Source organism: Alkaliphilus peptidifermentans DSM 18978 (assembly GCF_900101495.1).
GTDB classification, from domain to species: Bacteria; Bacillota; Clostridia; order Peptostreptococcales; family Natronincolaceae; genus Alkaliphilus_C; species Alkaliphilus_C peptidifermentans.
The window spans coordinates 122,918-149,080 of the sequence record NZ_FMUS01000006.1 but is presented as its reverse complement, the minus strand read 5'-3'; the positions used below and the strand labels follow the sequence as shown (position 1 = coordinate 149,080).

Annotated in this window: 20 protein-coding genes, 1 pseudogene and 1 riboswitch; of the genes and pseudogenes, 4 read left to right on the top strand and 17 right to left on the bottom strand. The window is 33.1% G+C overall.

All coding sequences use genetic code 11. From position 1 onward, the window contains the following. Nucleotides 1-11: 11 nt before the first annotated feature. The 4 genes from BLP68_RS06455 to BLP68_RS06440 form a co-directional block, all read right to left on the bottom strand. A complete protein-coding gene (locus BLP68_RS06455; RefSeq protein WP_091541407.1) occupies nt 12-1,217 on the bottom strand; it encodes an efflux RND transporter periplasmic adaptor subunit in 1,206 nt (401 codons plus the stop codon). A gap of 161 nt (nt 1,218-1,378) precedes the next feature. Further along, the gene (locus tag BLP68_RS06450; RefSeq protein WP_176758895.1) at nt 1,379-3,178 is read right to left on the bottom strand and encodes an HD domain-containing phosphohydrolase; all 1,800 of its coding nucleotides are present in this window, start codon (nt 3,176-3,178) and stop codon (nt 1,379-1,381) included. Nucleotides 3,179-3,473: 295 nt separating this feature from the next. After that, on the bottom strand, nt 3,474-5,951 hold the full coding sequence (locus tag BLP68_RS06445; protein WP_091541403.1) for a heavy metal translocating P-type ATPase: 2,478 nt from the start codon (nt 5,949-5,951) through the stop codon (nt 3,474-3,476). A gap of 301 nt (nt 5,952-6,252) precedes the next feature. Then, entirely contained in the window at nt 6,253-7,014 is a 762-nt protein-coding gene (locus tag BLP68_RS06440) for an IclR family transcriptional regulator (protein ID WP_091541400.1), read from the bottom strand. Nucleotides 7,015-7,324: 310 nt separating this feature from the next. Then, a riboswitch (cyclic di-AMP (ydaO/yuaA leader) is annotated at nt 7,325-7,454 on the top strand. A gap of 6 nt (nt 7,455-7,460) precedes the next feature. Here BLP68_RS06440 and BLP68_RS06435 point away from each other — a divergent pair. Further along, nucleotides 7,461-8,168, top strand: a complete 708-nt coding sequence (locus BLP68_RS06435; RefSeq protein WP_091541399.1) for a cell wall hydrolase — start codon at nt 7,461-7,463, stop codon at nt 8,166-8,168. Nucleotides 8,169-8,526: 358 nt separating this feature from the next. Here the strand turns inward: BLP68_RS06435 and BLP68_RS06430 are convergent, their stop codons facing one another. Next, entirely contained in the window at nt 8,527-10,332 is a 1,806-nt protein-coding gene (locus tag BLP68_RS06430) for a MutS family DNA mismatch repair protein (RefSeq protein WP_091541396.1), read from the bottom strand. A 206-nt stretch (nt 10,333-10,538) separates the two neighbouring features. Here BLP68_RS06430 and msrB point away from each other — a divergent pair. After that, nucleotides 10,539-10,946 (top strand): annotated as a pseudogene (gene msrB / locus BLP68_RS06425) (peptide-methionine (R)-S-oxide reductase MsrB); the annotation flags it as partial. A 57-nt stretch (nt 10,947-11,003) separates the two neighbouring features. Here msrB and BLP68_RS06420 read toward each other — a convergent pair. The 3 genes from BLP68_RS06420 to BLP68_RS22245 all read right to left on the bottom strand — a co-directional run bounded on the left by BLP68_RS06420 (nt 11,004) and on the right by BLP68_RS22245 (nt 13,379). Beyond that, a complete protein-coding gene (locus BLP68_RS06420; RefSeq protein WP_091541394.1) occupies nt 11,004-12,194 on the bottom strand; it encodes an ABC transporter permease in 1,191 nt (396 codons plus the stop codon). After that, the gene (locus BLP68_RS06415; protein WP_091541392.1) at nt 12,187-13,101 is read right to left on the bottom strand and encodes an ABC transporter ATP-binding protein; all 915 of its coding nucleotides are present in this window, start codon (nt 13,099-13,101) and stop codon (nt 12,187-12,189) included. Before BLP68_RS06415 ends, BLP68_RS06420 begins: the two co-directional genes overlap by 8 nt. A gap of 146 nt (nt 13,102-13,247) precedes the next feature. Then, entirely contained in the window at nt 13,248-13,379 is a 132-nt protein-coding gene (locus BLP68_RS22245; protein WP_278278198.1) for a hypothetical protein, read from the bottom strand. Nucleotides 13,380-13,674: 295 nt separating this feature from the next. Here BLP68_RS22245 and BLP68_RS06410 point away from each other — a divergent pair, with 295 nt between their 5' ends. Together BLP68_RS06410 and BLP68_RS06405 are read left to right on the top strand one after the other, a co-directional pair. Next, the gene (locus BLP68_RS06410) at nt 13,675-14,628 is read left to right on the top strand and encodes a TDT family transporter (protein WP_091541390.1); all 954 of its coding nucleotides are present in this window, start codon (nt 13,675-13,677) and stop codon (nt 14,626-14,628) included. Nucleotides 14,629-14,931: 303 nt separating this feature from the next. After that, complete coding sequence (locus BLP68_RS06405) at nt 14,932-16,101, top strand: M20 family metallopeptidase (RefSeq protein WP_091541387.1); 1,170 nt, start codon at nt 14,932-14,934, stop codon at nt 16,099-16,101. A gap of 62 nt (nt 16,102-16,163) precedes the next feature. Here the strand turns inward: BLP68_RS06405 and BLP68_RS06400 are convergent, their stop codons facing one another. From BLP68_RS06400 to BLP68_RS06365, 9 genes are all read right to left on the bottom strand, one after another. Beyond that, nucleotides 16,164-17,195 carry a mechanosensitive ion channel family protein gene (locus BLP68_RS06400; protein WP_091541384.1) on the bottom strand — a complete coding sequence of 344 codons (1,032 nt, stop codon included), beginning with the start codon at nt 17,193-17,195 and terminating at the stop codon, nt 16,164-16,166. A 201-nt stretch (nt 17,196-17,396) separates the two neighbouring features. Next, nucleotides 17,397-20,492 (bottom strand): efflux RND transporter permease subunit, encoded by a 3,096-nt coding sequence (locus BLP68_RS06395; RefSeq protein WP_091541382.1) that lies wholly within the window; start codon nt 20,490-20,492, stop codon nt 17,397-17,399. Beyond that, a complete protein-coding gene (locus tag BLP68_RS06390) occupies nt 20,492-21,706 on the bottom strand; it encodes an efflux RND transporter periplasmic adaptor subunit (RefSeq protein ID WP_176758894.1) in 1,215 nt (404 codons plus the stop codon). The genes BLP68_RS06395 and BLP68_RS06390 overlap by 1 nt, the downstream gene beginning before the upstream one ends. 416 nt (nt 21,707-22,122) lie before the next feature. Further along, a complete protein-coding gene (locus BLP68_RS06385) occupies nt 22,123-22,386 on the bottom strand; it encodes an HPr family phosphocarrier protein (protein WP_091541377.1) in 264 nt (87 codons plus the stop codon). 85 nt (nt 22,387-22,471) lie between these two features. Then, on the bottom strand, nt 22,472-23,023 hold the full coding sequence (locus BLP68_RS22320) for a PTS fructose transporter subunit IIC (RefSeq protein WP_330389099.1): 552 nt from the start codon (nt 23,021-23,023) through the stop codon (nt 22,472-22,474). Nucleotides 23,024-23,046: 23 nt separating this feature from the next. Beyond that, nucleotides 23,047-23,838, bottom strand: coding sequence for a fructose-specific PTS transporter subunit EIIC (locus BLP68_RS22315; RefSeq protein ID WP_330389098.1), 792 nt, complete (start codon nt 23,836-23,838; stop codon nt 23,047-23,049). A 20-nt stretch (nt 23,839-23,858) separates the two neighbouring features. After that, nucleotides 23,859-24,302 carry a PTS sugar transporter subunit IIA gene (locus BLP68_RS06375; RefSeq protein ID WP_091541375.1) on the bottom strand — a complete coding sequence of 148 codons (444 nt, stop codon included), beginning with the start codon at nt 24,300-24,302 and terminating at the stop codon, nt 23,859-23,861. Nucleotides 24,303-24,314: 12 nt separating this feature from the next. Beyond that, a complete protein-coding gene (gene pfkB / locus BLP68_RS06370; protein WP_091541373.1) occupies nt 24,315-25,244 on the bottom strand; it encodes a 1-phosphofructokinase in 930 nt (309 codons plus the stop codon). 10 nt (nt 25,245-25,254) lie between these two features. After that, on the bottom strand, nt 25,255-26,013 hold the full coding sequence (locus BLP68_RS06365; RefSeq protein WP_091541371.1) for a DeoR/GlpR family DNA-binding transcription regulator: 759 nt from the start codon (nt 26,011-26,013) through the stop codon (nt 25,255-25,257). Between the last annotated feature and the right edge of the window lie 150 nt (nt 26,014-26,163).

Here is a 26,163-nt window from a genome sequence, read left to right as displayed (position 1 = left end):
TCACCCCATCCCTATCTTTCAACAATAACCTTGTCTGCTGGTTTTAGTCTTTTCATCCCTTGTACTACAAGCTCTTCTCCATTTTCTAATCCCTTTACTGTTACATGACTGCCTCTGATCTCTAATATTTCGATCTCTCTTTTCTCTACTTTTCCTTCCTTAACTAAAAATACATAGTCTATGTCATTAGACATAATTGATTGAATGGGTATTTGTACAGCCTCTTCATGACTAACTTCTATTGATAGCTTCAATATTTCTCCTATAGAAAAGGTCTCATAGGGGATACTTATCTCCGTCTCATAGGTTAACGTTTGTTCATCTGGTAATGAGTGAATATACATTACTTCTCCAACCACCTCAATATCGTTACCCTTCACAATTACTGGCATGCCAACTTCTACTCTATTTTTATCCTTCTGTGATATCCCTGTTTTAAGAATCTGACCTTCTCCTTTAAAAATAACTACCGGATGACCGGCTGGTGCCATTTCTCCAGCCTTATATAGAATATCAATTGCATATCCATCTGTATCTGCAAATATTATGGCATCCTCCAATAAACTTTCCTTCTGCTGAAAATCTGCTTCTGCCATATTTAACTGAGAACGAAGTGTTTCGAGGTCCTCTTTTCTGGTACCTTCCTTTATTTGTTTTTCTACCTCTTCTGCAAGATTCAGCTCAGTTCTACTCAAATCTAGCTCTAGTTTTGAATTATCTAAATCTTGTTTTGAAATCACTCCTGCCTCATGGAGCTCCTTCATTTTGTTATATAGGTCAAGTCGATGCTTATATGCTAATTGAGCCTGTGTTACCTTTAGCTCTATTTGATTAATTTCTTCTGCTGTTGCACCTTTCAACGCTTTATTATATTGACTTGAAGCAGAATCTAATTGAGCCCTCGAAGCCTTTAATGCAGAGTTTAAATCTTCAGAGCTTAGCTGTACTAAAGGTGTTCCTTTTAGTACAAATTCTCCCTTTTCTGTGTATATTTTTTCTATTCTACCTGAGGTCTTAAAGCTATATTTTTTTATCTCTTCTGGTTTAACCATACCTATGTACTCAAGATAAAGCGGATATCCTGTCTTAATCAAGTCTACTGTCTTAACCGGTTTTCCTTGATTTTCTTCATTTGCTTTGTTTGGGTACACTGAGCTACAAGATGACAATATAAAAATACTCAATACTAAAAGAGTAATATAAATGTATTTTTTCACTAGATTCAACCTCCAACTAAATTCATATATATGTGTCTTCTATTTAAATTATATACTACTAATATTCTTCTTACTGCATTTAATTCCTCTAGTATATAAACAAAAATAAACTGATAAGAACTTTAAAAGGGACCCCCACATATGGAATCCCATTATACTTCTTAACTATTTAATAAAATTAATATAAATACATCAACTATTGTAGGGTCAAATTGAGTACCCCTTCCCTTCTGCAGCTGTTTTATTGCAGCTTCCTTAGTTAGTGGAGTTTTTCTATAGGGTCTGGTGCTTGTCATAGCATCATATGCATCAGCCACAGCTAGTATTTTTGCTGAGGAATGCATTTCATCACCCTTTAACCCTCTAGGGTATCCATTGCCATCAAATCTTTCATGATGTTGATAGATAATCTCTCTGCTATCCTTTAGAAAGTCTACATCAGATAAAATATCATAGGCTATTTGTGGATGGCTTTTAACAATTTGACATTCATCAAAGGTTAGTTTGCCTTCCTTATTTAATATTTCAGAGGTAATACCGATTTTCCCTATATCATGAAGAAGACTGGCAAACTCAAGATTATTCAAATCTACCTTTCCAAACCCCATCCCATTAGCTATTTCTAATGCATAATTTCTTACTCTTTCACAATGACCACGTGTATATCTATCATTAGCTTCAATAGAATTAGCAAGTGCCTTTACTGTAGATAAGTAATTATTTCTAATCTCACCAACAAGGTTTGATAGTTCTCTGTTCATCGCTTCAGTTTGCTCTGAGTAAGCTAGAATTTCATCATTTTGCTCCATTATTTCTTTATTCTTTTCTGTTAGTTCACCTACATGAAGGCTTCTTTCCTTCAATAGGCTTTCTATTTCAAATATCATTTCGTTGAACTTCTCACCTAATATCCTAAATTCATCTCTTGATTTAATGTTAACTCGGACACCCATTTCACCAATGGAAATTTTATTTATGGTACTCATTATTTCTTCAACTGGTTTCGTTAAAATTAGTGAGAGTCCATAACCTAAAAATAGTGTTATTATAAAGCTAATTAAAGCAGTACCCATCACTTGATTCCTAATAGGAATCATGATTTCATTTATATTTAATGGGGTAACCCCTATAAGCTTCCATTGAGTTTCTGGAATTGTAAGATAAGTAACAATAATATCATTGTCATCCAAATCTTTGTATAGGTTCACTCCAGTGTCATTTAATAACAACTCATTAAACCAAGCTTCTTCAGAAAGGTTCTCCAATACCTTAGCTTCATCCTGATGAGCATAAATGTCACCATTATTACTTACAAGCATTAAGTGACCTTCTTCACCGAAAACTAGATTTTTAATTATTTCTGTGAATTTATTAAGCCTTATATCAATGCCAATAACTCCAACTAACTCATTCTCATTTTTTACTGCCTTTGCAACTGTTACAACTATTTCACCCGTTTCTCCAGCATCAAGATAGGGGTCTGTCCAAATAACTTTACCATCTTGATCTACTGCACTTAAATACCAATCTCTTTCTCTACAATCATAATCCTCTGGCATTGTGGGATCTAATGGATTTAAAAGAATAGATCCATCCTCCTGTACTCCAAAATATATCCAAGCAACATCAGGGTTTACCGATATATACCCCCCCCACTGATCTGCAACGTATTGAAAATGTTCGGGAATATCTCTTACTAGCTTCGGCTGATTAGGCATGTTTCTATAGTTAATAATATCTTCGTCTTGTGCCCAATAATTCACAACCTGTTCCATGTCTCTCATGAAATTCTTCAAAAAGTAGTCATTTATATTATTAATAGTGTTTAAGCTTTTGGTTTTAGTGTCCTCAATTAGAATTTCCTTTGAATATCTATATACTATAATTCCTAAAGTAGATACTAATGTCAATATTAGAATAAGTACCATTACTGTAATTTTCTTTCTGATGGTTAATTTCACTAGCATCCCTCTTTTATAGTATTTTGTTTTACATAATTAATCACTACTAGTTTTTCGACAGATTTCTTATTTTTCCTTCTTTAAAAATGAAATTTACACAATAATCTTACAATTTCAAATTAATTACAATAGCAGATTATTTATCTACAACAAGCAAAAATTAAATGATGTCCAGCATTGTATATACTGGACATCATTTTTAACTTATCTATTATCTCATATTAAAGCTATTTCAGTTTATCTATACAGAGTTTTTTACTAATCATACTAAAGAACATTCTTTAGTATATTACCTCTACGCCCTCTTATAGCTGGGCTCTATATCAACTTTCTTCAGTCTTAATGAGTTATAAACAACATTTAATGAACTTATGGCCATAGCAGCTGCCCCTATCATTGGATGTAATAATCCAAACATTGCTACTGGTATTGCTATAGCATTATAAAACCAAGCCCAGAAATAATTTTCTTTAATCTTTTTGAAGATTGCTCTAGATAATTTGATTGCAGATACTATGCCCGTTAACTCTCCTCTTACTAGCGTAACATCAGCAGCTTCTATAGCGATATCTGTCCCTGTTCCAATGGCAATTCCAACATTAGATTGCTTCAATGCAGGAGCATCATTTATTCCATCTCCTACCATAGCTACTGTACCATATTTCTCTTGTAGCTTTACAACTTCTTCTACCTTACCATCTGGTAGCACTTCTGAAATCACATGACTTATTCCTACTTTTTTACCTATGGCAGCAGCAGTCCTTCTATTATCTCCTGTAATCATGGCTGTTTTAATACCCATACTTTCTAATTCTGCTATAGCTTGTGCTGAATCTTCCTTTATTGGATCGGCTACGGCTACGATACCTAATAATTCATTTCCTTTAGCAAGCAGCATAGCTGTTTTTGCTTCTTCCTCTAATCTAATTAGTTCTTCTTCATAGGCCTCAAATGCAATGTTGTTTTCCTTCATTAATTTTCTATTTCCTACAAGTACACCTTCTCCGTCAATAATCCCTATTACACCCATACCAACAACTGCATTAAAATCTATAACTTCACCTAATTTTATCTTTTCATCCTTAGCTTTTTCAACAATAGAATGAGCTAAAGGATGCTCTGATCCATTTTCAATTGTACCTGCATAGTAAAGAAAATCTTTTACTGTAACACCATCTACCATTATTAAGTCAGTCACCTCTGGTTTACCCTTTGTAATGGTACCAGTTTTATCAAAGGCAATAGCCCTTACTTCTTTAAAGGTTTGAATGGCTTCACCGTTTCGAATTAGAATACCCTTTTCTGCTCCTATACCACTACCTACCATTAAAGCAGTTGGTGTTCCTAACCCTAATGCACAAGGACAAGAGATAACTAAAACAGCAGTAGCTGTAATAAATGCTAAAGTAAGTGGTGTCAGGTCTGGGTTTACCCATGGTAAGAAGGTTGAACCCCACTGAATAATTCTTAAATGAAATTCTGGAAATATATTAAAGGAAATAAACGTACCAAATGTAATAATGATTATTGCAGGAACGAAATATCCAGTAACACGGTCTGCAAACTCCTGTATTGGTACTTTAGAACCCTGACATTCCTCCACCATCTTAATTACTTGCGATAAGAAGGTATCTTTTCCTATTTTTGTTACCTCTACCTTTAACAACCCTTGCTTATTTAACGTTGCTCCTATTACTTCATGGCCCTTTTCTCGTTTTACAGGCATAGACTCTCCAGTTGCCATAGACTCATCTACTAAACTATTGCCATCAACAACTATACCATCAGTAGGAATCTTTTCTCCAGGACGCACTACCATAATATCTCCTACCTGTAAGTCTTTAACTGGAATTTCCATTTCTTCTCCATCGACTATAATTTTTGCTGTTTTAGCACCCATTTGAAGTAATTTTTTTATGGCTTGAGATGCCCTTCCTTTAGCACGAACCTCTAAATATTTTCCAATCAAATGAAAAGTCATTATAGTTGTTGCCATTTCAATAAATGTTTGAATTGGAAAAAAGAAACCCATTAAGCCTATTACATAGGGAGGTAAAGACCCAAGTGTTACCAATACATCCATATTAGGGTTTTTGTTTTTAAGTGCCTTAAAACTAGCCTTATGAACATGAAGTCCTGTCCCAAAAATAATTGGGAAACCTAATAGTGCAACAATCGGTAAATAAACAGGAATTGGTATAATGAACATGTGTATTACCATAAGGGTCATAATTGCTCCTGAAAGGAAGCCTGATGTTAACATTGTTTTCTTAGCCTTCTGCATTTTCACTTCATCTTCATCTACATCATTAGACTTTTCCTCTTCTAATATGAGTTCATATCCTGAATCACTAATTTTATTTTTCATCTGGGATAGTCTAATTTTTTGGGGATCATATTCCACAGTTACCTTTTCTACCGCAAAGTTAACACTTGCATTTATAACCCCTTCTAATTTGTTTAATGTTTTTTCAACCCTACTAGCGCAGGCTGTACATGTCATGCCTGCAATTTTCAAAGTAATCTTTTCTGTTTTATTGTCTTCCTCCAGCACAGCTCTGTAGCCTGCATCATCTATCGCCTTTATAATTATCTTTTCATCTATTAAATTGTTATTATATTCTACCTGCCCCTTTTCGGTGGCAATATTAATATTAGAGTTTATAATGCCATCAATTGAATTTAGCTTTTTTCCAATTATTGCAGCACAACTGCTACAAGACATCCCTTCAATTTTGAATATAATTGTTTTTTTATTTATATCATTGCTCATAAACACTTCTCCTCTCAACTATATTTATATAATGTAAATTGAAATTGATCTTAAATAACATTATTCTACTTATACCTTAGTTATTTAAGTATTATTCACTAATTGTGTCAAATAAATCAATTACAACATTCATATACCCCCCTATGGTATAAATTATATACCCCCTTGGGGTATGTGTCAATCAAATTTTTTTAATTTCTCTTAAATATGATGATAATTGAAAAGTTATTATACTACTTTTATGGTGTGCTTCTTCATCTAGTAAAATATACTTAAATATCAATAAAAAACTTGATTACATCTATCCTCTGTAACCAAGCTCTTTTGATATCATCTTACTATACATAATGACTAATTTAGAAAACTCACTGGCCTTCTCCTTTGTAACCCGTATTGTGGGGCCAGATATACTAATTGCACCAGCTACTTCGCCAGTATGATTAAATACAACCGCTCCAACACATCGTACTCCCAGCTCATTTTCCTGTTCATCTACTGCATACTCTTTTTTGCGTATTTCTTGTAATTCCTTTTTCATTTCTTCAATTGTTATTATTGTATGGTCAGTAAACTTTTCAATAACACTATTATTCCAGATTCTTTCTATTTCTTCTTCTGGTAGCTGTGCTAAAATTGCCTTTCCAACAGCAGTACAATATAACGGGCTTCTTCTACCTATTTTCGAGAACATTCGGATGGTGTTTTCTGATTCTACTTTATCGATATATACAATTTCATTTCCTTCTCTTATAACAAGATGTACAACTTCATTTGTTTTACTCATTAATTCTTTTAAGAAAGGTTTTGCAACACTAAATAAATCTATATTTTCAAGTCTCTTATTCCCCAATTCAAATAATTTAAATGTTATTTGATATTTATTGGTTACATTATCTTGTATAACATATCCTTTATGTATTAAAGTTGCTAATAATCTATGTACTGTGCTTTTATGAAGATTAATTTTACCACTTAAATCCGTAATCCCAAGACCATCTTGATAATCTGAAAGAACTTCTAAAATAGATAAAGTCCTATCAACAGACTGCACAATATCCTTCATATATATGTATATCTCCTTTCTTAACTAGGTTTCATCTTATTATCTTAACATAAATTAAATCATTACAAAATAGATTATTTATTAAATGCTATTATTCCAATATTCAAGCGGTATTATAATATTTCTTTAATTGACTAAAACCTTCAAGTGCTGTAAGGGAATAGTTACTATTAAGGTGCATTTAAACTTAAAAGAACAAGTTAATTTAAATATCTTTAAATACTTATATATGAAAGTTAGTATTTACTGGTATATTCAGTTTTCAGGTTTACATAATATCTTCACTCCTGTATAATACCTTTATGCTTTACTTTATTCACAGCTGAATCTCATATTATATGAGTACGGAGGAACCATCTAAGGGGTTAATCCATGTATATGGTAGGGAGCCTTCTATCCCGAACCCGTCAGCTAACTTCGGAAGCATAAAGGAAGGAGTGTAGGAAATGAAGTTAAACAATAAAAAGGTTGTATCGTTGATATTAATAATATTTTTAATATCGATACAGGTAATAGGAGTTTTTGCGGGAGAGTCTTACAGCATGCTACGGTTTGGCAGCAGAGGTAATGAAGTGGTAAGACTACAACAGGCTTTGCAAAACTTGGCCTATTATAATTTCACAGTTGACGGCATCTATGGAAAAATTACAGAAAGAGCTGTTATTAATTTTCAAATAGATAGTCGAATAAGAATTGATGGAATAGCCGGCCCTCAAACCCAATCTACCTTATACGGGAAAACAAATCCTGTTTCTACAAGAAGCAATACAGTTACAGCTAGTATTAATACAGGAGACGTATATTGGTTGGCAAGAATTATACATGCAGAAGCTGCTGGTGAGCCCTATAGAGGAAAGGTAGCAGTAGGAAACGTAGTTTTAAATAGGGTAAATTCTAAAGATTTCCCCAATACAATTTACAATGTAATTTTTGAGTATTACAAAAACATTCCTCAATTTAGTCCTGTGGCTGATGGTTCTATATACAATAATCCATGTAATGAATGTACACAGGCTGCCAGAGAAGCAATTAACGGTTCTAGATCAGTTGGTAATTCAACTTACTTCTTTAATCCGTCTAAAGCAGCAGGAACATGGATAGTAAGAAATAAAAGTTATGTAACAAAAATTGGAGGCCATGCCTTCTATCAGTAGGATTACTATTGTTTACTTTTTCAACAATCTCAAAGGTGTGGAAATATCCACACCTTTTTATTATTTGATTTAATGGTCTCGTGTTGAAACCACTTCTACATAAGTTTACATTCTAATTTATAAATTCCGACTCATATTAACTTATAAAAGGATATACTTCTAACTTAAACTGGTTAGTTGTCATTAAATACTGAAATGGGCAGACAGAGTCGTCCGCCCCTACTTAAATTAATACCAAACTTCTCTAATGTCTTCTAGCTTACCTGCTATAGCAATTATTGCGATCTTTACTCATTGCTTTAATCTCATTCAACATTCAACATTCAACATTCATCATTCAACATTCAACATCTACCATTCAATTATATCCTGTTTCAACTCCAGCAAGCCTCATTAAATACAGCGCATTTCTTGTGGTTGATACACCTCTCCTAAGTCGATAATCAAAAAAGATTTCATTGTTTTTATAATGCTCTTGAAAATGATAGTTTATTAGCTTTTCATTTGTTTCTCTTTCCATATCTGCCAGTTCAAGATCGTGGGTTGAAACAAAACCAATTGCTCCATTTTCATATAGCTGTTTAATTAATAGCTTAGCCCCTAAATGACGATCCTGAGAATTTGTTCCTTTAAATATTTCGTCCAGTAGGAAAAATACTGGTTTATGCCCTTTACCTGCTTCAACAATACTTTTAATCCTTAAGAGCTCAGCGTAAAAGGAAGAAATGCTCTTTTCTAGATTATCACTAATCCTCATACAGGTATAAACATTCATAATAGACAGCTCAAAATAGTTGGCACAAACTGGAACTCCTGCATAGGCCAGTACTAAATTGATACCAGCGCTCCTTAACAATGTGCTTTTTCCTGACATATTAGAGCCTGTTATCAATAATACTTTAGCATCTCCAAAGCTGATATCGTTATAAACCTGTTTATTGCCCAGTAAAGGGTGTCCCATTTTTATTGCTGTAAAGTTAGATGGCTTATCAGTAATTGAAGGATAAACCCAATTGGGATTTTCGTAGGGTATTAAGGCTAAGCTAGATAATCCTTCTATTTCACCTATTGAATTTAGCCATTCTTTTATTAACCCTCCTGACTGGCTTCTCCATTTTTCTAATGCTATTAAACACTGATAATCCCATAATAGTATTATATTAATAGGAAAAAATACAAAATTAGTTCTGTTCAATATGCTATCAACTAATCTTTCTAGCTTCTTCAATTGTACTACAGCAGTTTTACCGTTATCATTAATAAGCCCCTTTTTCAATTCTTTAATATATTCAGATTGAAATAATTCTTTTTCAAAGTGTATTATTATTCTTTTATATTTCTTTATTTGATTTTTATATTTTAATACCTTATTTAGTTCGTTGTTAATATTTTTTATATTCAGTCCTATTATGGATGAATTTAATAAAAACAAATAAATTGGAATTTTAAAGGTTATTTGCTCTAAAAAAAAGGCAGCTACTAGGCTAATCATTAGCATTATTGGTAAAGCACGAATTAGTATAATGATGCCAAAGCTCCTATAAATTTGATTTTTAGCCGTCCCCCAATTAACTAAATCTTCATTACTAATATCCTTTCCTTCAATCATCATACCTTCTACGGCTAACCTTTGACGCCACCACCTTTTTTTAGATAGCTCTTTGATTGCCTGCTGATTTTTGACTATTATCTCTTTATTACATTCAGTAGCAGTTAGGATTTTAGCGAGTGCTTTTCTTCCCATTTGGGTCTTGGTTTCATTTATCATTTGAAATAGTGAGCCCTGACCAAATATATCTAAGTCATTTAAAAATGGATGATTTGAATCACTGAATTCGACTCCTACATCATCAAACTTATTCCATTCACCCTTTAGTCTTTTTAATCCCTTATCATTAATAAATTTTAAATGACTTACATATTTATGTTTATTCTTATTGCTTTGATGTAACCATATAAGATTAACAAAAATCAACATGGCTATGGCAATTATTGCCCAAATAATAGTGAAGCTACTATTTCTCAATATGTATAAAGTGATGGCTGCAATAATAAATAGTAATAGCCTCATGTTACTAATCAAATTGATATCCTTTGTTAGCTTTATTGATAACTTGTCATAGTAGCTGTACCTTTTTTGATACGCTTCATGTATATTCTTCAAATTTCAAGCTCCCTTCCCATTGCAAGTCTGACGATAAACTTATCATAATGTATTTACATTTAATTCAATTATACAATAAAGAAAAATAAATGTCCTTTAGTTTAATCACCTATAGTTTTATTAAAATATTGGGTATATTATCATTAATATTTGTAAAGGAGGATATTTAAATGAGTAAAAAAATAGAATTAGATAAAGAAGTAAAAATCAAAGAATTAACGACTCTACAATATAAAGTAACTCAAGAAAACGGAACAGAAATTCCCTTTCAAAATGAGTATTGGGATAATGATGAAGATGGTATTTATGTTGATATTATTTCAGGCGAACCTCTTTTTAGCTCAAAAGATAAATATGATGCTGGATGCGGCTGGCCAAGCTTTAAAAAACCCATTAACCAAGAGCAGATTATAGAAAAAAAAGATATGAGTCATGGTATGATTCGAACTGAAGTTAGGAGTAAAAAGGCTGATTCTCATTTAGGCCATGTATTTGATGACGGACCCAAGCCCACGGGAGTTAGATATTGTATTAATAGTGCTTCCTTAAGGTTTATTCCAAAAGACAAACTGGAAAAGGAGGGCTATGGAGATTACATCCAATTATTTGAGTGATCAAGTGTTTAAGATAAAGGCCGAATTACACCTAAGTATACCTCGGTCTTTATCTCATTAATATCTTATCCATTTAAAAATTTCTTGAGGTGTAGCATTTTTACCATACATTAGTATTGCTGTTTTAAATAACTTACCAGCTAGCTTCATAACAAAATATGTTGTTATAACAATTATTATAATGCTAAGTATAATGTCAAATGTTGGTACTCTATTAGCTAAAGATAATCTGAGTAACATTACCCCGGGAGTAGAAAATGGGAAATAGGTACCTATTTTTGCTACTATGCCATGGGGATTGGCTATAATTGGTCCAAAGAAAAAGAATGGTAGCATTGGTAATAGAAATATCATGCCCTGGAAATTACCCTGCGATTGGGGATCCTCAATTGTAGCACCAAGGCTAACAAAAATAGAAGAAAACAATAAATAACCAGCTAAAGCATAAAAAATCATTAAGGGAAGCTCTTTAATAGCTATTAATTGTATAATAGGGATATTTAAAACTAGATACGCTATCGGTATACCAACTGCTAACCAAACTACCACCTGAATCATACCTAAAATAAAGCATCCAACTATTTTTCCTTGCATTAAATGTCCTGGTGTTACAGATGATAGCAAAATTTCTACCATCTTGTCCTTTTTCTCTTGCGTTGAACTTTGGAATGTCATTGCTCCAGAAAAGAAAATGGAAAAATAAATCATAGCTGCAAAAATAGCAGGAATCATTTTTCTTAAGAAGTCTTCTTCTTCACCCTTTACAGTAATAATACTTATATCAAAATTTGTATCCACCTGCTGAATTTGCTCAGCTGTTAAACCCAAACCTTCCATCTTTCTATTCCGAATAATATTATTTAAAGCATTTCTAATAGAGGCGGTTGGTGGTCTAGAATCATCTAAAGCATGAATGCTAATTGAATTGACCTCCATAATTTCATCATCTAAATGAACAAAGCTTGTCCTGTTATGGTTGCCCTGTGCTTTAAGCTCTTCTAATGTTCCAGAATAATTAATAAGGTCTACTTCTTGTTCATCAAAATACTGATGAAGCTCTTGGTATATTCCTATTTCGTCTCTTATATAAAGATTATGGGTTTGATTATATTCCAGCATACTTAGGAGTGTTGGTAATCCACCAAATATGATCATTATTAATGGGGTTAATATAATTGAAATAAGAAATGACTTATTTGTAAGGTTTTTCTTTACTTCCCATAAAGCAACCTTCATGCTGTTATTCATTTGGTATCCCTCCTTTTGCTATTCTTACGAATATATCATGAAGAGAAATTCTATCGATGTGGAGCTCTTTTATCTCCATATGATTTGATATTTCATTAATAAATGTATTTATTGAAGCATCTGGCTTAAAATATACAGTCTTCTTACCTTCATCCCCCTCTACCTTATCAACATAAGGAAAATTCAATAAATCTATTCCATTAAACGATCCATTGATGGTGCACTTGAAATTAGCAAAGGACTCCTTAATCTCATCTAAGTTTCCATAAATAACTTTTTTACCCTGATGGATAAGAAAAATGCGATTACAAAGTGCTTCTACTAAATTCATTTGATGAGAAGATAACAAAATAGATGTACCACCCTTAGCTAGGTTAATGATTTCTTCCCTAAAAACATCTTGACTAACAGGATCTAAACCGGAGAAGGGCTCATCAAGAATTAGGATCTCAGGTTCATGAAGAACTGCTGCTATAAACTGTACTTTTTGTGCCATTCCTTTAGAAAGCTCTTCGATTTTAGCCTTTTCCTTCCCCTTTAAATCAAACTTTTCTAGGTATTCAAAAATTCTTTTTTTAGCCTTGTTTTTTGGATAATTCTTTAAATCTGCAAGGTACATTAATATGTCTATAATCCTTACATTTTTATATAAACCTCTTTCCTCAGGTAAATATCCAATTTTGTCTATTGGAATTGTATTATTTGCACATTCTATTCTAAAATCTATATTACCTGAATCAGGATAAATTATTCCCATAATGCTTCTGATGGTTGTTGATTTTCCTGCACCATTAGGTCCTAAAATTCCTAATATTTCTCCCTTTGATACTTGAAAGGATATATCATCAACAACTTTTTTACCACCAAACTCCTTACATATACCCTCAACACTTAAAATGCAATTCAATTTTCTCCCACCTTTCTTTGTAAAGAACTTTTAGTTGATATTATATCATATTTTATCAATTATATAACATCAAAGATATGGCGCAATGATAATATTTTAACAAAACAAACCCCAGCTTAACATCAAGTTGGGGTTATTTCATATTACTATTTTTGTTCACATTCTCCTTTACATATCCAATCACAATTTTTACAATTACAAAAAGGTTTAGTTGTCTTTTTAAAATTAATATCTGCTCCACATTCAGGACAACAGGCTCTAGTTAAAGGGCAACTCATTCACTTCACCTCCAATCAATTACTATATAAGGATGCTTTAAATTATTTAACTATGTAGCTATTTAATTTTACGTAATATTAGCTATATATATAAATATAACATAAAGCATAATTTTACTCTATTTACATTTTATAATAATTGCGTTAATATTTTGTATCATGTATAAAGAACTTTGATATATTATAGGTTAACTATTGATAAGTTCAATTATTATTCGGTTAGTAAATATGATATCCTCTATGAGGGAAAAGTTTTTCCTTGTGTTTTTTATATTCTAAATGGGAGTGATAATTAATGGATAAGGTTATTAAAAAGATTCCAATACCTATGGCTGGATTAATGCTTGCATTGGCCACTACTGGTAATTTGGTGCTTTCTTATGGTAGTATTTATCGAAATATTTTTGGTGTTATTTCTGCTATTATTCTATTACTTATATTAATTAAATTAGCAAATAATCCAAATGCATTAGTTGAAGGTTTTGAAAACCCTGTTGTGGCCAGTGTTACACCAACTCTAACGATGGGAGTAATGATTTTATCTACATATTTAAAGCCTTACCTACCAACAATAGCCTATATGATATGGCTTTTAGGTTTAACACTCCACGCTTTACTAATAATCTACTTTACAAAAAAATATATATTAAGCTTTAATATCAAGAAGGTTTTTCCAAGCTATTTTGTTGTATATGTTGGCATTGTAGTAGGTAGTGTAACTGCACCTGTATATGGCTTATCTAATTGGGGTCAAATTTTATTTTGGTTTGGTTTTGTCTCTTATTTAATTTTATTACCACTAGTTTTATATAGGGTGTTTTCAGTTAAAGAAATTCCAGAGGCTGCACTGCCAACAATTATTATTTTTGCTGCACCTGCCAGTCTTTGTTTAGCAGGATATTTGAACTCATTTCAAGAGAAAAACATTTATATTGTTGGTTTCTTAGCAATATTATCCCTATTAATGGTCACTTCTTCAATATTTTATATGCTTAAATTATTCAAGCTTAAATTTTACCCAAGTTATTCTGCTTTCACCTTTCCCTTTGTAATTAGTGCAGTTGCAATAAAGGCAACTAATGGATTTTTAGTCACCTCAAACAGAGGTATAGCTTCATTATTCTATGTTGTTAAATTTTTAGAGCTATGGTCAATTACAATGGTTTTATATGTTTTAGTTCGGTATATTATGTTTTTAATGCCAGAAAAAGATGTTGTACTTAAGGAAAAGTCAACACCCCTTCTTTAAGTTAAGAGTAAGAAAATTTAAGTCAGATGGCTAAAATCTCTGATTTTGTTGCAATCCCTTAGTTAAAATCTATTGATCCATATCCTTTTTTATAAATATATAATGAATCATGAGAGTTTTTATCAACAGGATTTTTCCTTCCCTTTCGTGTCAGTAAAACAACCCATTAAGGAAATATTCCCAATGGGTTGTTTGGTTTTTCCCACTCTTTTAACTCTTCACTCTTAACTTCTAAGTTTGCCATTTCCCATTAAATATTGATATAATTAGTATTAAATATAATAAACAGTTAGGGGTGTATTAATGGACATAAAAGAATTAGCTAGGAAACAAAAGCAATATGTAATAGATTTAAGAAGAGATTTTCACAAATATCCTGAGGCCAGCTGGCAGGAGGTAAGAACATCTCAAAAAATCAAAGAAGAACTGGATAAAATGAGGATTCCTTACACCTCCATTGCAAAGACAGGTGTTATAGCAACAATTACTGGAGGAAACAAAGGTAAAACTGTTGCTTTAAGGGCTGATATGGACGCTCTCCAGGTTCATGAAAAAAACGATGTGGCTTATTCTTCTCAAAACTTTGGGATTATGCACGCTTGTGGCCATGATGGACATACTGCTATGTTGTTGGGGGCAGCAAAAATACTTAATGATGTTAAAGATGAGATTAATGGCACAGTTAAGCTAATATTTCAGCCTGCTGAGGAAATAGCTCAAGGAGCTAGGCTAATGGTTGAACAAGGCGCTTTAAATGGTATAGATAATATATTTGCAATTCATTTATGGGCTGACTTACCTACAGGCACAATATCTGTTCAGGAAGGCCCTAGAATGGCTTCTGCAGATATTTTCAAGGTTATTGTTAAGGGTAAGGGTGGTCATGGTTCACTACCTCATCAAGGAGTTGATGCTATTGTGTCAGCATCTGCTATTGTTATGGATATTCAATCGATAGTGAGTAGAGAGATTAGTCCGTTAGAATCTGCTGTAGTTAGTGTAGGGGTTTTTCAATCGGGAACTCGGTTTAATGTTATTGCCAGTGAGGCAATATTAGAAGGAACTACAAGGTGCTTTAACCCAGAAATTAGAAATGAGTTTCCAAATATCCTAGAACGGGTAATTAGAAATACTGCTGCCAGCTATCGTGCAGAGGCCACATTAGAATACACCTTTGGTACTCCACCTACAATTAATGATGCTGCATCTGCAGCTATAGCACAAAAATCTGTAGAACAACTAATAGGTAAAGATGCCCTCATTAAAATGGATAAGATAACAGGTGGAGAAGATTTCGCTCTATTTGTTGAAAAGGTCCCAGGTGCTATAGCCTTTGTGGGAGTTAGAAATGAAGCTAAAAAAGCTTGTTATCCCCATCATCATCCTATGTTTAGTATTGATGAGGATGGATTGGAAATTGGTACTGCCTTGTATGCACAATATGCTGTAGACTATTTAAATAAAAATAACTAGCCAGCTTTTCAGCTGGCTAGTTATTTTTTTAGATAAAATAGTTTCATCCATCTGATTAATCTCTATTCACTCTTCATATATAGTGTTCTTGATGGGAATGCAACGGAAACACCATTTTTTTCAAGGATGTCTAAAATATTAATATTAACATCCTGCTTAGCCTCTAAAAATTCTCCCCAATTTGTTGTAACTGTAAAGCAATATATAAAAATATCTAAGCTACTATTATTAAACTTATCAAAGGTTACAAATATAGTATCTTTATGAATATCCTTATTATTAACTAACATATCTTTTATTTCAGCAACACAATTTCTTAGTTTTGTTATTGATGTACTATACTCTACACCTAAATTAAATGTTATTCTCCTTTTCCCCATTCTGCTCCAATTTGTTATTGGTTGATTAACAAGGGTTGAATTAGGTACATGGACAATTGCATGGGCAAAGGTTCTAACCTTTGTACTTCTAAATGAGATTTCTTCTACTGTCCCTTCTAGATTTGGAGTACATATCCAATCCCCTATTGAAAAGGGTTTATCCATAGTTAGCACTAAACCACCAAAAATATTTGCAATCGTATCCTTGGCTGCTAATGCGAAGGCTAAACCTCCTATTCCTAAACCCGCTATAAATCCATTAACATCAAAACCCCATTCATCTGCTACTATACTGGTTGCTAAAACAATAATTAGTATCTTGATTCCTTTCGATATAAAGGGCACAAATATACCTTCTATTTGAACCTCGCATTTATTCATTGTCTTAAGCATAAGCTCTGATATCGTTTTTGAAAAATTGATAAGTCCCCAGGCAATTAGTATAATAATGCAGGATCTTAAAACCTGAGTCAAGGTGAGATTATAGTTTTGTGGAAGCTCCAATGATCTAAATGCTAGGTAGAATCCAAATACAATTAAAAACATCTTTAGTGGTTTTTCTGCGGCTTTAACAATTTCCGTGTCTACATTTGTTTTAGTTTTACTTGTAAGCTTAAGTAATCCTTGTAAGATTGTTTTAGCAAATATCTTTCTTAAAATTATTGCTATAATAATAATTGCAAAGAATATAATGATTTTATTATTTAATAGCATGGTTTCCTCCTTTTTTATAAGTTATAAGTACCATGCTAAACATTTTATAATAAAACAGGATAAATTTAAAGCGATATACAACAATTAACGAAAAAAAACAAAATCCCCTTAGAATAGATTCACAGTACCTACTCTAAGGGGATAATTATAAAACTAAATTTACATAACTAATATTCTTATATCTAAATAGTTAGCCCTTCTCTAAACATTAATTGTGGTATTTTTCTTCCTAAATACTTTCTTTTTCATCCAGTTTTTGAAATCATCAAGTATTGTATATATAACTGGTATGAATACTAAAGTAAGCAATGTTGAGAAGCTTAATCCTCCAATAACAGTAATTGCCATCGGTGCTTGCTGCTCTGCACCTTCTCCTATTCCCAATGCTAAAGGTATAAGCCCCAATACTGTAGTAAGTGTAGTCATTAAGATAGGCCGTAGTCTAATGGGACCTGCCTTACAAATAGCATCGGTTCGCTCCATTCCTCTTTTTCTTAAGGTATTAATATAGTCTACAAGTACAATTGCATTGTTTACAACAATACCCGCCAGCATAATTATCCCTGTAAATGCTGGGACACTAAAAGGCTTTCCTGCCAAGGCCATTGCAACTGAAATACCAATAAAAGCAAGTGGTACAGTAAACATAATGATAAATGGATGCAATAGTGATTCGAACTGTGATGCCATAATCATGTATACCAGCAATATAGCTAATAATAAGGCAAGACCAAAGGCCATTGCAGCTTCAATCATCTCTTCATTTTCCCCACCTAGCTTAACTTCATATCCATTGGGAATATCCATTTCGTCAATCTTCTTCTGGATATCTACAAATACACTACGGGGATCTCTTCCACTAATATCTCCTGTAACATTAACCCGTCTTACCTGATCAGTTCTTTGAATGCTTGCAGGGGACTGGTCATAAAAAATATCTGCCAACTCGTACAATGGTACCTGCTGTCCCATTGGAGAAGTAATCATAATATATTCTAAATCTTTTAAATCACTTCTCCAGCCTTCCTGAAGTCTTAGTCTAACGTCTATTTCTTCTCCTCTTACCTTGTATCGTGTTACTGTCTGACCCATAATTGCAGTTTGAACTGTATTGGCTAGTGAATATGTAGATATGCCATATTGTGATGCTTTTTCTCTATTTATTTTTATTTGAGCTTCTGGAATAGTTTGTGATATTGATGATGAAACTTCTCTAGTTCCTGGTACAAGGCTCACTTCCTCTATTAAAGTTTCTGCAATATCTTGTAAAGTTTCTAGATCATCACCCATGATGTTAATGGTAATTGGCTTACCACCTGCTCCCATATTCATCATGGAATATTTATCCACACTTATTTTAGCACCAGCAATACCATGTAGCTTACCACGCGTCTCGTCTAATAGCTCATCTATCCCTTTTTCTCTAGTAGATTTAGATCCAAAAGATGCATAAATTACTGCAGTACTTGGATCACCATCATCACCTTCCAACACAAAAATATAATCTAACTCGTTGAACTCCTGTATTCTCTGACTTACCTCAGCAGCTATCTCTGATGTCTCGTTAAGAGAATAACCCTTTGGTAGTTCTACTTTTATAGTAAACATTCCCTCATCTGTATTGGGAAAAAATTCGGCACCAGTAAACATCACAGCAATTACAATGCTTAATGCAAACATTATTACAATACCAATAACTATCGTTTTTCTATGTCCTATAGACCAATGGAGAAGCTTTTCATATTTAACTTCAAAATTTTTCATTATTTTGTCGAACCCACGACCTATTATTGCACCAGGAGTTTTCCTTTTTGTACCACCATTACGATCAATTTTTAATATCTTAGATGCCAGCATAGGTACAAGGGTTAAAGAAATTATCAATGATGCCAGCAATGAAAAAGCAACTGTCAATGCAAGCTCACGAAACATTTCAATGGCCATATTATCTCTAATAAAGGCAATCGGAAGAAATACTGCCACAGTTGTTAAGGTTGATGCGGTTACTGCCATTGCAACTTCATTACTACCTTCTCTTGCAGCATCAATACGACTATATCCTTCTTCACGGTACCTGTATATACTTTCAAGTACCACAATGGCACTATCCACCAGCATTCCTATACCCAGTGCCAATCCACCAAGGGACATCATATTAAGGGTAATACCACTAAAATATATAAGTATAAATGTAGTAATTATAGATACTGGAATAGCTACACCTACAATTAATGTGCTTCTAATATTTTTTAAAAATACAAACAGCACGAAGATTGCAAGAATACCACCAACAACAGCATTCTTTGTAACACTGCCTAATGATTCTTTTACAAAGTCAGCCTGATCGAATAGTGTCTTTACTTCTACACCATCTAATTCCTTCAGTATTTTATCCATTTCAGCATTTACTCTGTTGGAAACCTTAACAGTATTAAACCCAGACTGCTTTCTTATCAGCATCATAACACATTCTTCACCGTTCATATTTGCTCTAACATAAACATCTTTATAGCCCTGTCTGATTTCTGCAATATCTGATAGTCGTATTATGCCCTTTGTTGTTGTAATGGGTAAATTATTGATTTCATCAATATTGCTAAATTCTCCTGTGGTTCTTATTGTATATTGGTACTTACCCTCATTAAGCAGACCGCCTGGTAAATTAAGGTTTTCCATTCTTAAAGCCTGGGCCACTTGTGTCAATGACAAATCATAGCCCTGCAATTTATGTGGGATGATATCAATTTTTATTTCCTCATCCAGTCCACCATAAATGTCTACAGCTGCAACTCCCTTTATACGTTCCAACCGATCTTTTACCTTGTCTTCTGCCAAAGTCTTTAAACCAGCCAAATCGTCTCCGTATGACATTCCAAGCTGAATAATAGGAATCATACTCATATCATACTGAAATATCATGGGATCAGCTACATCATTAGACCACATTCCCTTTACCATGTCTACTTTTTCTCTCATTTGCAGAGCAGCGTAATCCATATTGGTTCCCTGTGTAAATTCTACCATGACCATAGATTGGCCATTTGATGATACAGAAGATACTTTCTTAAAGTTATCAACTGTACCCATAACCTGCTCCAAGGGTTTTGTTATAATGGATTCTATTTCCTGAGGTCCAACACCATCATAATTGGTAATAACTACTGCCATTGGAAATGCTATGTCAGGGAAAAAATCCAGATTAAGACCCACAAGGGATACAACCCCTAGGACAATAATCATCATCACCATCATCATTACCGTAACCGGTCTGCTAATGGCTATCTGAGAAATTTTCATTACTGTGCACCTCCTACAGGATGAACCTTCTCTCCATCTAAAACAAAGTGCTGACCTTTTACTAAAACTGGATCACCTTCCTTAAGACCATCAATTATTTCAAAATATTTACCGTCCTTATGACCAGTTTTAACTAATTTTCTTGAAACAGTATCGTCATCATTTAATAAGTATACATAACTATCTTTATTGGTGGTCAAAACTGATTCCATTGGAACCAATAAAACATTTTCTTTATTTTCAATAACGAATGAAACTTCAGCAAACATACCAGGCTTAAGCTCATGGTTTATATTATCTATCACTATTTTAACTGGATAACCTACACTTTGCCCAGAGACTGCAGGACTTATGGTATCAACAATTCCATTGAATTTCTTTCCATCTAGTGCTTTAATGGTGACTACAATTTCCTGTCCCTTTGAAATACTATTTATCATTTTTTCTGTAACACTTGTTTCAACAACAACTCTGTCAATATCAACTATGATAAAGGCTGGCATCTGTTGTGATGCTATTTCCCCTACTTCAACATTTCTTTGTATGACAATTCCTGAAATTGGAGATTTTACTTCTGAATCCCTGATTGATTGGGCAGTTGCTTCTCTTTGAGTTTCTATTATGGACTTAGTTTCCTTCAATTGCTTAGTACCATCTTCCTCTATCCCAAGCAAAATTTTATTTTGTAATAGATAGTAACTTTCTTGTGCACTCATATAATTTAACTCTGCGATTTCAAGTGCCTTTTTATATGATTCTAGTATTTGCTGAGAAATTGCCTGTGCCTCAAAAAGGGCTTCATTTTTAATATAATCTTCTTTTGCAGTATTATATTGTAATTCCTGCTGCTTTAAGGAGCTTTCTGCCAACATCAATTGTTGACGTTGTTGAGCATCATATTGCTCTAGCTGCTGATACAAATTTGTATTATCAATGGTAAATAGTATTTCATCCTGAGAAACCTTGTCTCCCATTTTCTTCATAATATTATCTACTTTTCCAGCAACCTTAGGTACAATAGACACTTCAGTTACTGGTTTTATACTGCCAGTTGCATTATATGTATGTTGAATATTACCTACTTTTGCATTATATGCCTCTACAGAAGTCAGTTGAATTGTTACTTCCTCCTGCTCCTTACTACCACAACCAACAATAGTTGTTATTACCAATGAGATAACCAAAATGGTTCCTATAATCTTTTTTACCTTCACTATATCATACCTCCATATATTTCTTTAAATTAATTACACCTTTTCATACGTAACCATATAAAAAAAGTCTGCAAAATTTGATAAAATAACTTTTTTAATAATTTTATCATTTGAAAAAACTACCCATACATTGGATATTTCTCTCATATAAAGAGTATACGCTAATTGATATGATTATTGAAGTAATTTTTTAGATTTTTAGTAAAATTTTCTATCAATGGTAAACATTGTTATATATAGTATAACTTTAGTTGATATGTTTGTTTTAAAAGTTATATCATTAAAAAGCCTCCTATACTGATAGCATATAGGAGACTGTGGCTTCCAAAAAAATTATTCTTCATTATTGAAAAAACCAGAACTTACGTATATCTTAATGATTTAATCATTATTACTTAAATTAATCAATCTTTTTACTATTCACCAAATTTAGTATCAAATAATACTTTTATTTCCCTTAAAACCTCTTCTTCGTCAGGGCCTTCGACAATAATATCTATTTCTTCGCCTTTCTTGATAGCCATAGCCAATACTCCCATTATACTTTTTGCATTTGCTTCATAATCTGCCTTAGCTATAGTGACTTCACTTTTATACATGGAAATCTTCTTTATGAGCACTGTGGCTGGTCTTGCATGTAGGCCAGAATCATTTTTTACTGTTACTGTTTCTTTTATCATTTTTATCTTCCTTTCAAACTAGTTTGAATTTTCTTAGAAAATAAACAGAATAGAGAAAGCTTCTCTATTCTGTTATTAGCAATTATTATGCTTCGTCTACCCTTTTCTTTAATAACCCAACAAGTAGTGCAGTAACAACTGTTCCTGCCAAAATTGCTGCCATATAGCCAACTAAGCCTTCTACTGCATTAGGTATGAATAATACAAAGATTCCTCCATGAGGTGCCCTTAAGCCTGCATTAAATACCATTGATAGTGCACCTGCTACTGCTGAACCAGCCATGATGGATGGTATTACTCTAAAAGGATCAGCTGCTGCAAAGGGTATGGCACCTTCCGTAATGAATGAAATACCTAAAACCCATGCTGCTTTTCCTGCTTCAACCTCAGCCTTTGAAAACTTATTTCTATAAAGTAGTGTCGCTAAAGCAAGCCCTAGAGGTGGTGTCATTCCCGCAGCCATTATTGCAGCTTGCGGTTCAAAAATATTTGAGCCTAATAATCCAACTCCAAAGGTATATGCTGCCTTATTTATTGGACCACCCATATCGAAGGCCATCATTGCTCCTAGTATAGCTCCTAAGAGCAAAGCATTTGTTCCTGTTAAGCCTTGAAGCCAAGCTGTCATAGCATCCATTATACCTTTTACAGGTGTTCCAATTACATCATTAATAAACCTACAAACAAAGATGATAATAGTGGTAAAATTAATATGGGCTTTAATCCTTCTAAGGTTTTTGGTAATTTAATTACCTTCTTTAAGAAATCAACTGTATATCCCGCTACAAAACCAGCTATTATCCCACCTAAAAACCCAGCTCCAATTTGAGAAGCCAGCATTCCACCAATTAATCCAGGTGCAAGTCCAGGTCTGTCTGCAATGGAAAAGGCTATATATCCCGCTAGTATAGGTACCATTAATGCGAAGGCTGCTCCACCACCTATTTGCATTAATGCAGCAGCCAAGGTTCCTTCCTCTTTAAATGCTTCTATACCAAATATAAATGATAATGCAATTGCTAACCCTCCTGCTACAACCAATGGTAACATAAATGATACCCCTGCCATTAAGTGCTTATAAGGTCCTGTTCTTTCCTGACTTCTTTGTTCTTTAATTTCATTTACCTGCTTTGACAAATCTAGTTTATTGGATTTTAGTTTTAATGCTCTATCGATTATATTTTCTGGATCTTTTATTGCATCAGAAAGAGAAACTTCTAAAACAGACTTTCCTTCGAATCGTTCCATTGAAATTGATGAACCTACTGCAATAATAACAGCATGGGCATTTTGGATATCATCAGTGGTAAGCTCATTTTCAACACCAACTGACCCTTGGGTTTCTACCTTCAGATTAACTCCTTTGTGTTTTGCAGCTTTTTCTAAGGCTTCAGCTGCCATATAGGTATGGGCAATACCAGTTGGACAAGAAGTTACTGCTACTAATTTCATTTTAATCCCCCTTTTTAATATTAGTTAAATGCTTCTATTACTTCTTCTTCACTTTTTGCATCCATCAATTTAGTACGTATTTCCTCATGCATGAGCTTTCTAGAAAGCAGACTAAGTACTTTCAAATGTTCATTTTCAGAGCCTTCTGGTACAGCAATAAGGAAGAAGATATAGCTTGGTTTGTCGTCTAGCGCTTCATAGTCGAGACCTTTCTGTGACTTTCCAAAAACAATTGCTGGCTTTCTTACTACTTTTGACTTTCCGTGTGGAATCGCAACTCCCATGCCAATTCCAGTAGTTGATTGAGCCTCTCTAGCCATAACTTTCTCTAGAAACTCATTTTTGCTATTAATAATCCCTTCATCAACCAACGGATTAATAAGTTCTTCTATTACTTCTTTTTTACTATTTGATTTTAAGTTAAGAATCATTAGCTTTCGATCTAGTACATCTTTAATTTCCATATATAATCTCCTTTACTCCATGGATATAATTCGAACTTTTTCTTTTAATTCTTCTACCTCGTTTAACTGAAATAGCGTAGTACCTTTATTAACACTTAGTGATGCTGCAGCAACAGCTAATCTAAAAGTATCTTCTAAATTTAGATTCTTCATTATCCCATACGCAAATGCTGCTACCATCGAGTCTCCTGCACCTACAGTGCTTTTCACTTCTACTGAGACTTTTTCAGCCTTTAGTACTTTCTTGTTACTAACAAGTAGAGCTCCATTTTCTCCCATTGATACAACTACAAATTTAATTCCATCTTTCATAAAGCCTTTACAATAATTAACAATCTCTCCTTCGCTATTAAATTTAACATTTAATAGATTTTCTAATTCATGAATATTTGGCTTTATCATGTAGGGCTTTGCATTAATCCCTTCAAGAAGCTTATCTCCTTCAGCATCTAGTATTGCTTTACAACCCTTAGCTTGAGCAATTCTTATTAAATCTGTATATGTTGTTATTGGCAGACCATCTGGTGTGCTTCCTGAAAAAACCATTACCTTGCTTTTTTCAGCCCAATACTCTATTTTTTTATAAAACTCAGTTAAATAGGTTTCATGTATTTTTTTCCCTTTATCATTAATATCTGTTATAGTACTTGTTGCAATATCTACAATTTTAATATTCGTCCTTGTTTCTTTATCTATCCATACAAAATCTGTGTGTATTTCTTTCGCCTTCAACCATTGATCTATCCATTTCCCATTTTCACCACCTACAAATCCTGTGGTCAAAGTATCTGTGCCAAAGGCTCTTAATACCTTAGAAACATTAATTCCTTTTCCTCCAGGCTCTAACCTTGTATTTAATATTCTGTTAACTTCTCCTGGGTTAAAACCATCAATCTCTACTGTCTTATCAACAGCAGGATTTAATGTAACAGTAGTAATCATATTATCCTCCTTAGTTGTATATAATCTGTATGTTTTTTGACATATATTTCTCAATTAAATGTTGTTCAATTCCATTATCTGTGATAATCCCATCGACTTCATTGGCATCTGCAATTTTTGAAAACGAAACTTTCCCAAACTTGCTGTTGTCTGCTACAATATAAACCTCTTTTGAAGATTTAATCATAATACTTTTTGTATGGGCTTCATCTATATTTGGTGTTGTATATCCATCTTCAATAGTGATACTATTAGCTCCTATAAAAGCTTTATCTACTCTAAAGCTTTTAATTATTTTATCTGTAATCGGCCCAACAAGAGAAACGATTTCCTTACGAATATAACCCCCAGTTACTACTACCTCCACATCATTGTTTTTAGATAACTCTAAAGCAATTAAAATTGAATTTGTAAGGACAGTAACATTTTTAGACTTAATATTTTTTGCTATTTGAAGCGTAGTACTTCCTGCATCTAAAATAACAGTATCATTATCTTCAATTAAGGCAGCCGCCCTTTTGCCAATTTCTGCTTTTGCAGCAATATTCACTTGTTCTTTTTCATCCATAGTAGGCTCAAAACTTGTATTTTCGAGTTTCACTGCTCCACCATGTGTTCTTTTAAGAAGACCCTCCTGCTCTAAGTCTTGTAGGTCTCTTCTAATTGTTGATTCTGATACTTTCAATTCTTCCGTTAAGTCATTTACTTGAATTCTATAGTTTCTTTCTAAGATTCTTAATATATTTGCTTTACGTTCCTCAGGAAACATATACATACCTCCAATTTATTATTAAAAATATACATTAAAAATTTTTGATGTTATTTGATTGTTTGTGATTTTATATGATTGTTTATGATTATATCATTAGATATTCACTATGTCAACTGACCGTTTATGATTTTTAGAGAATATTTAATT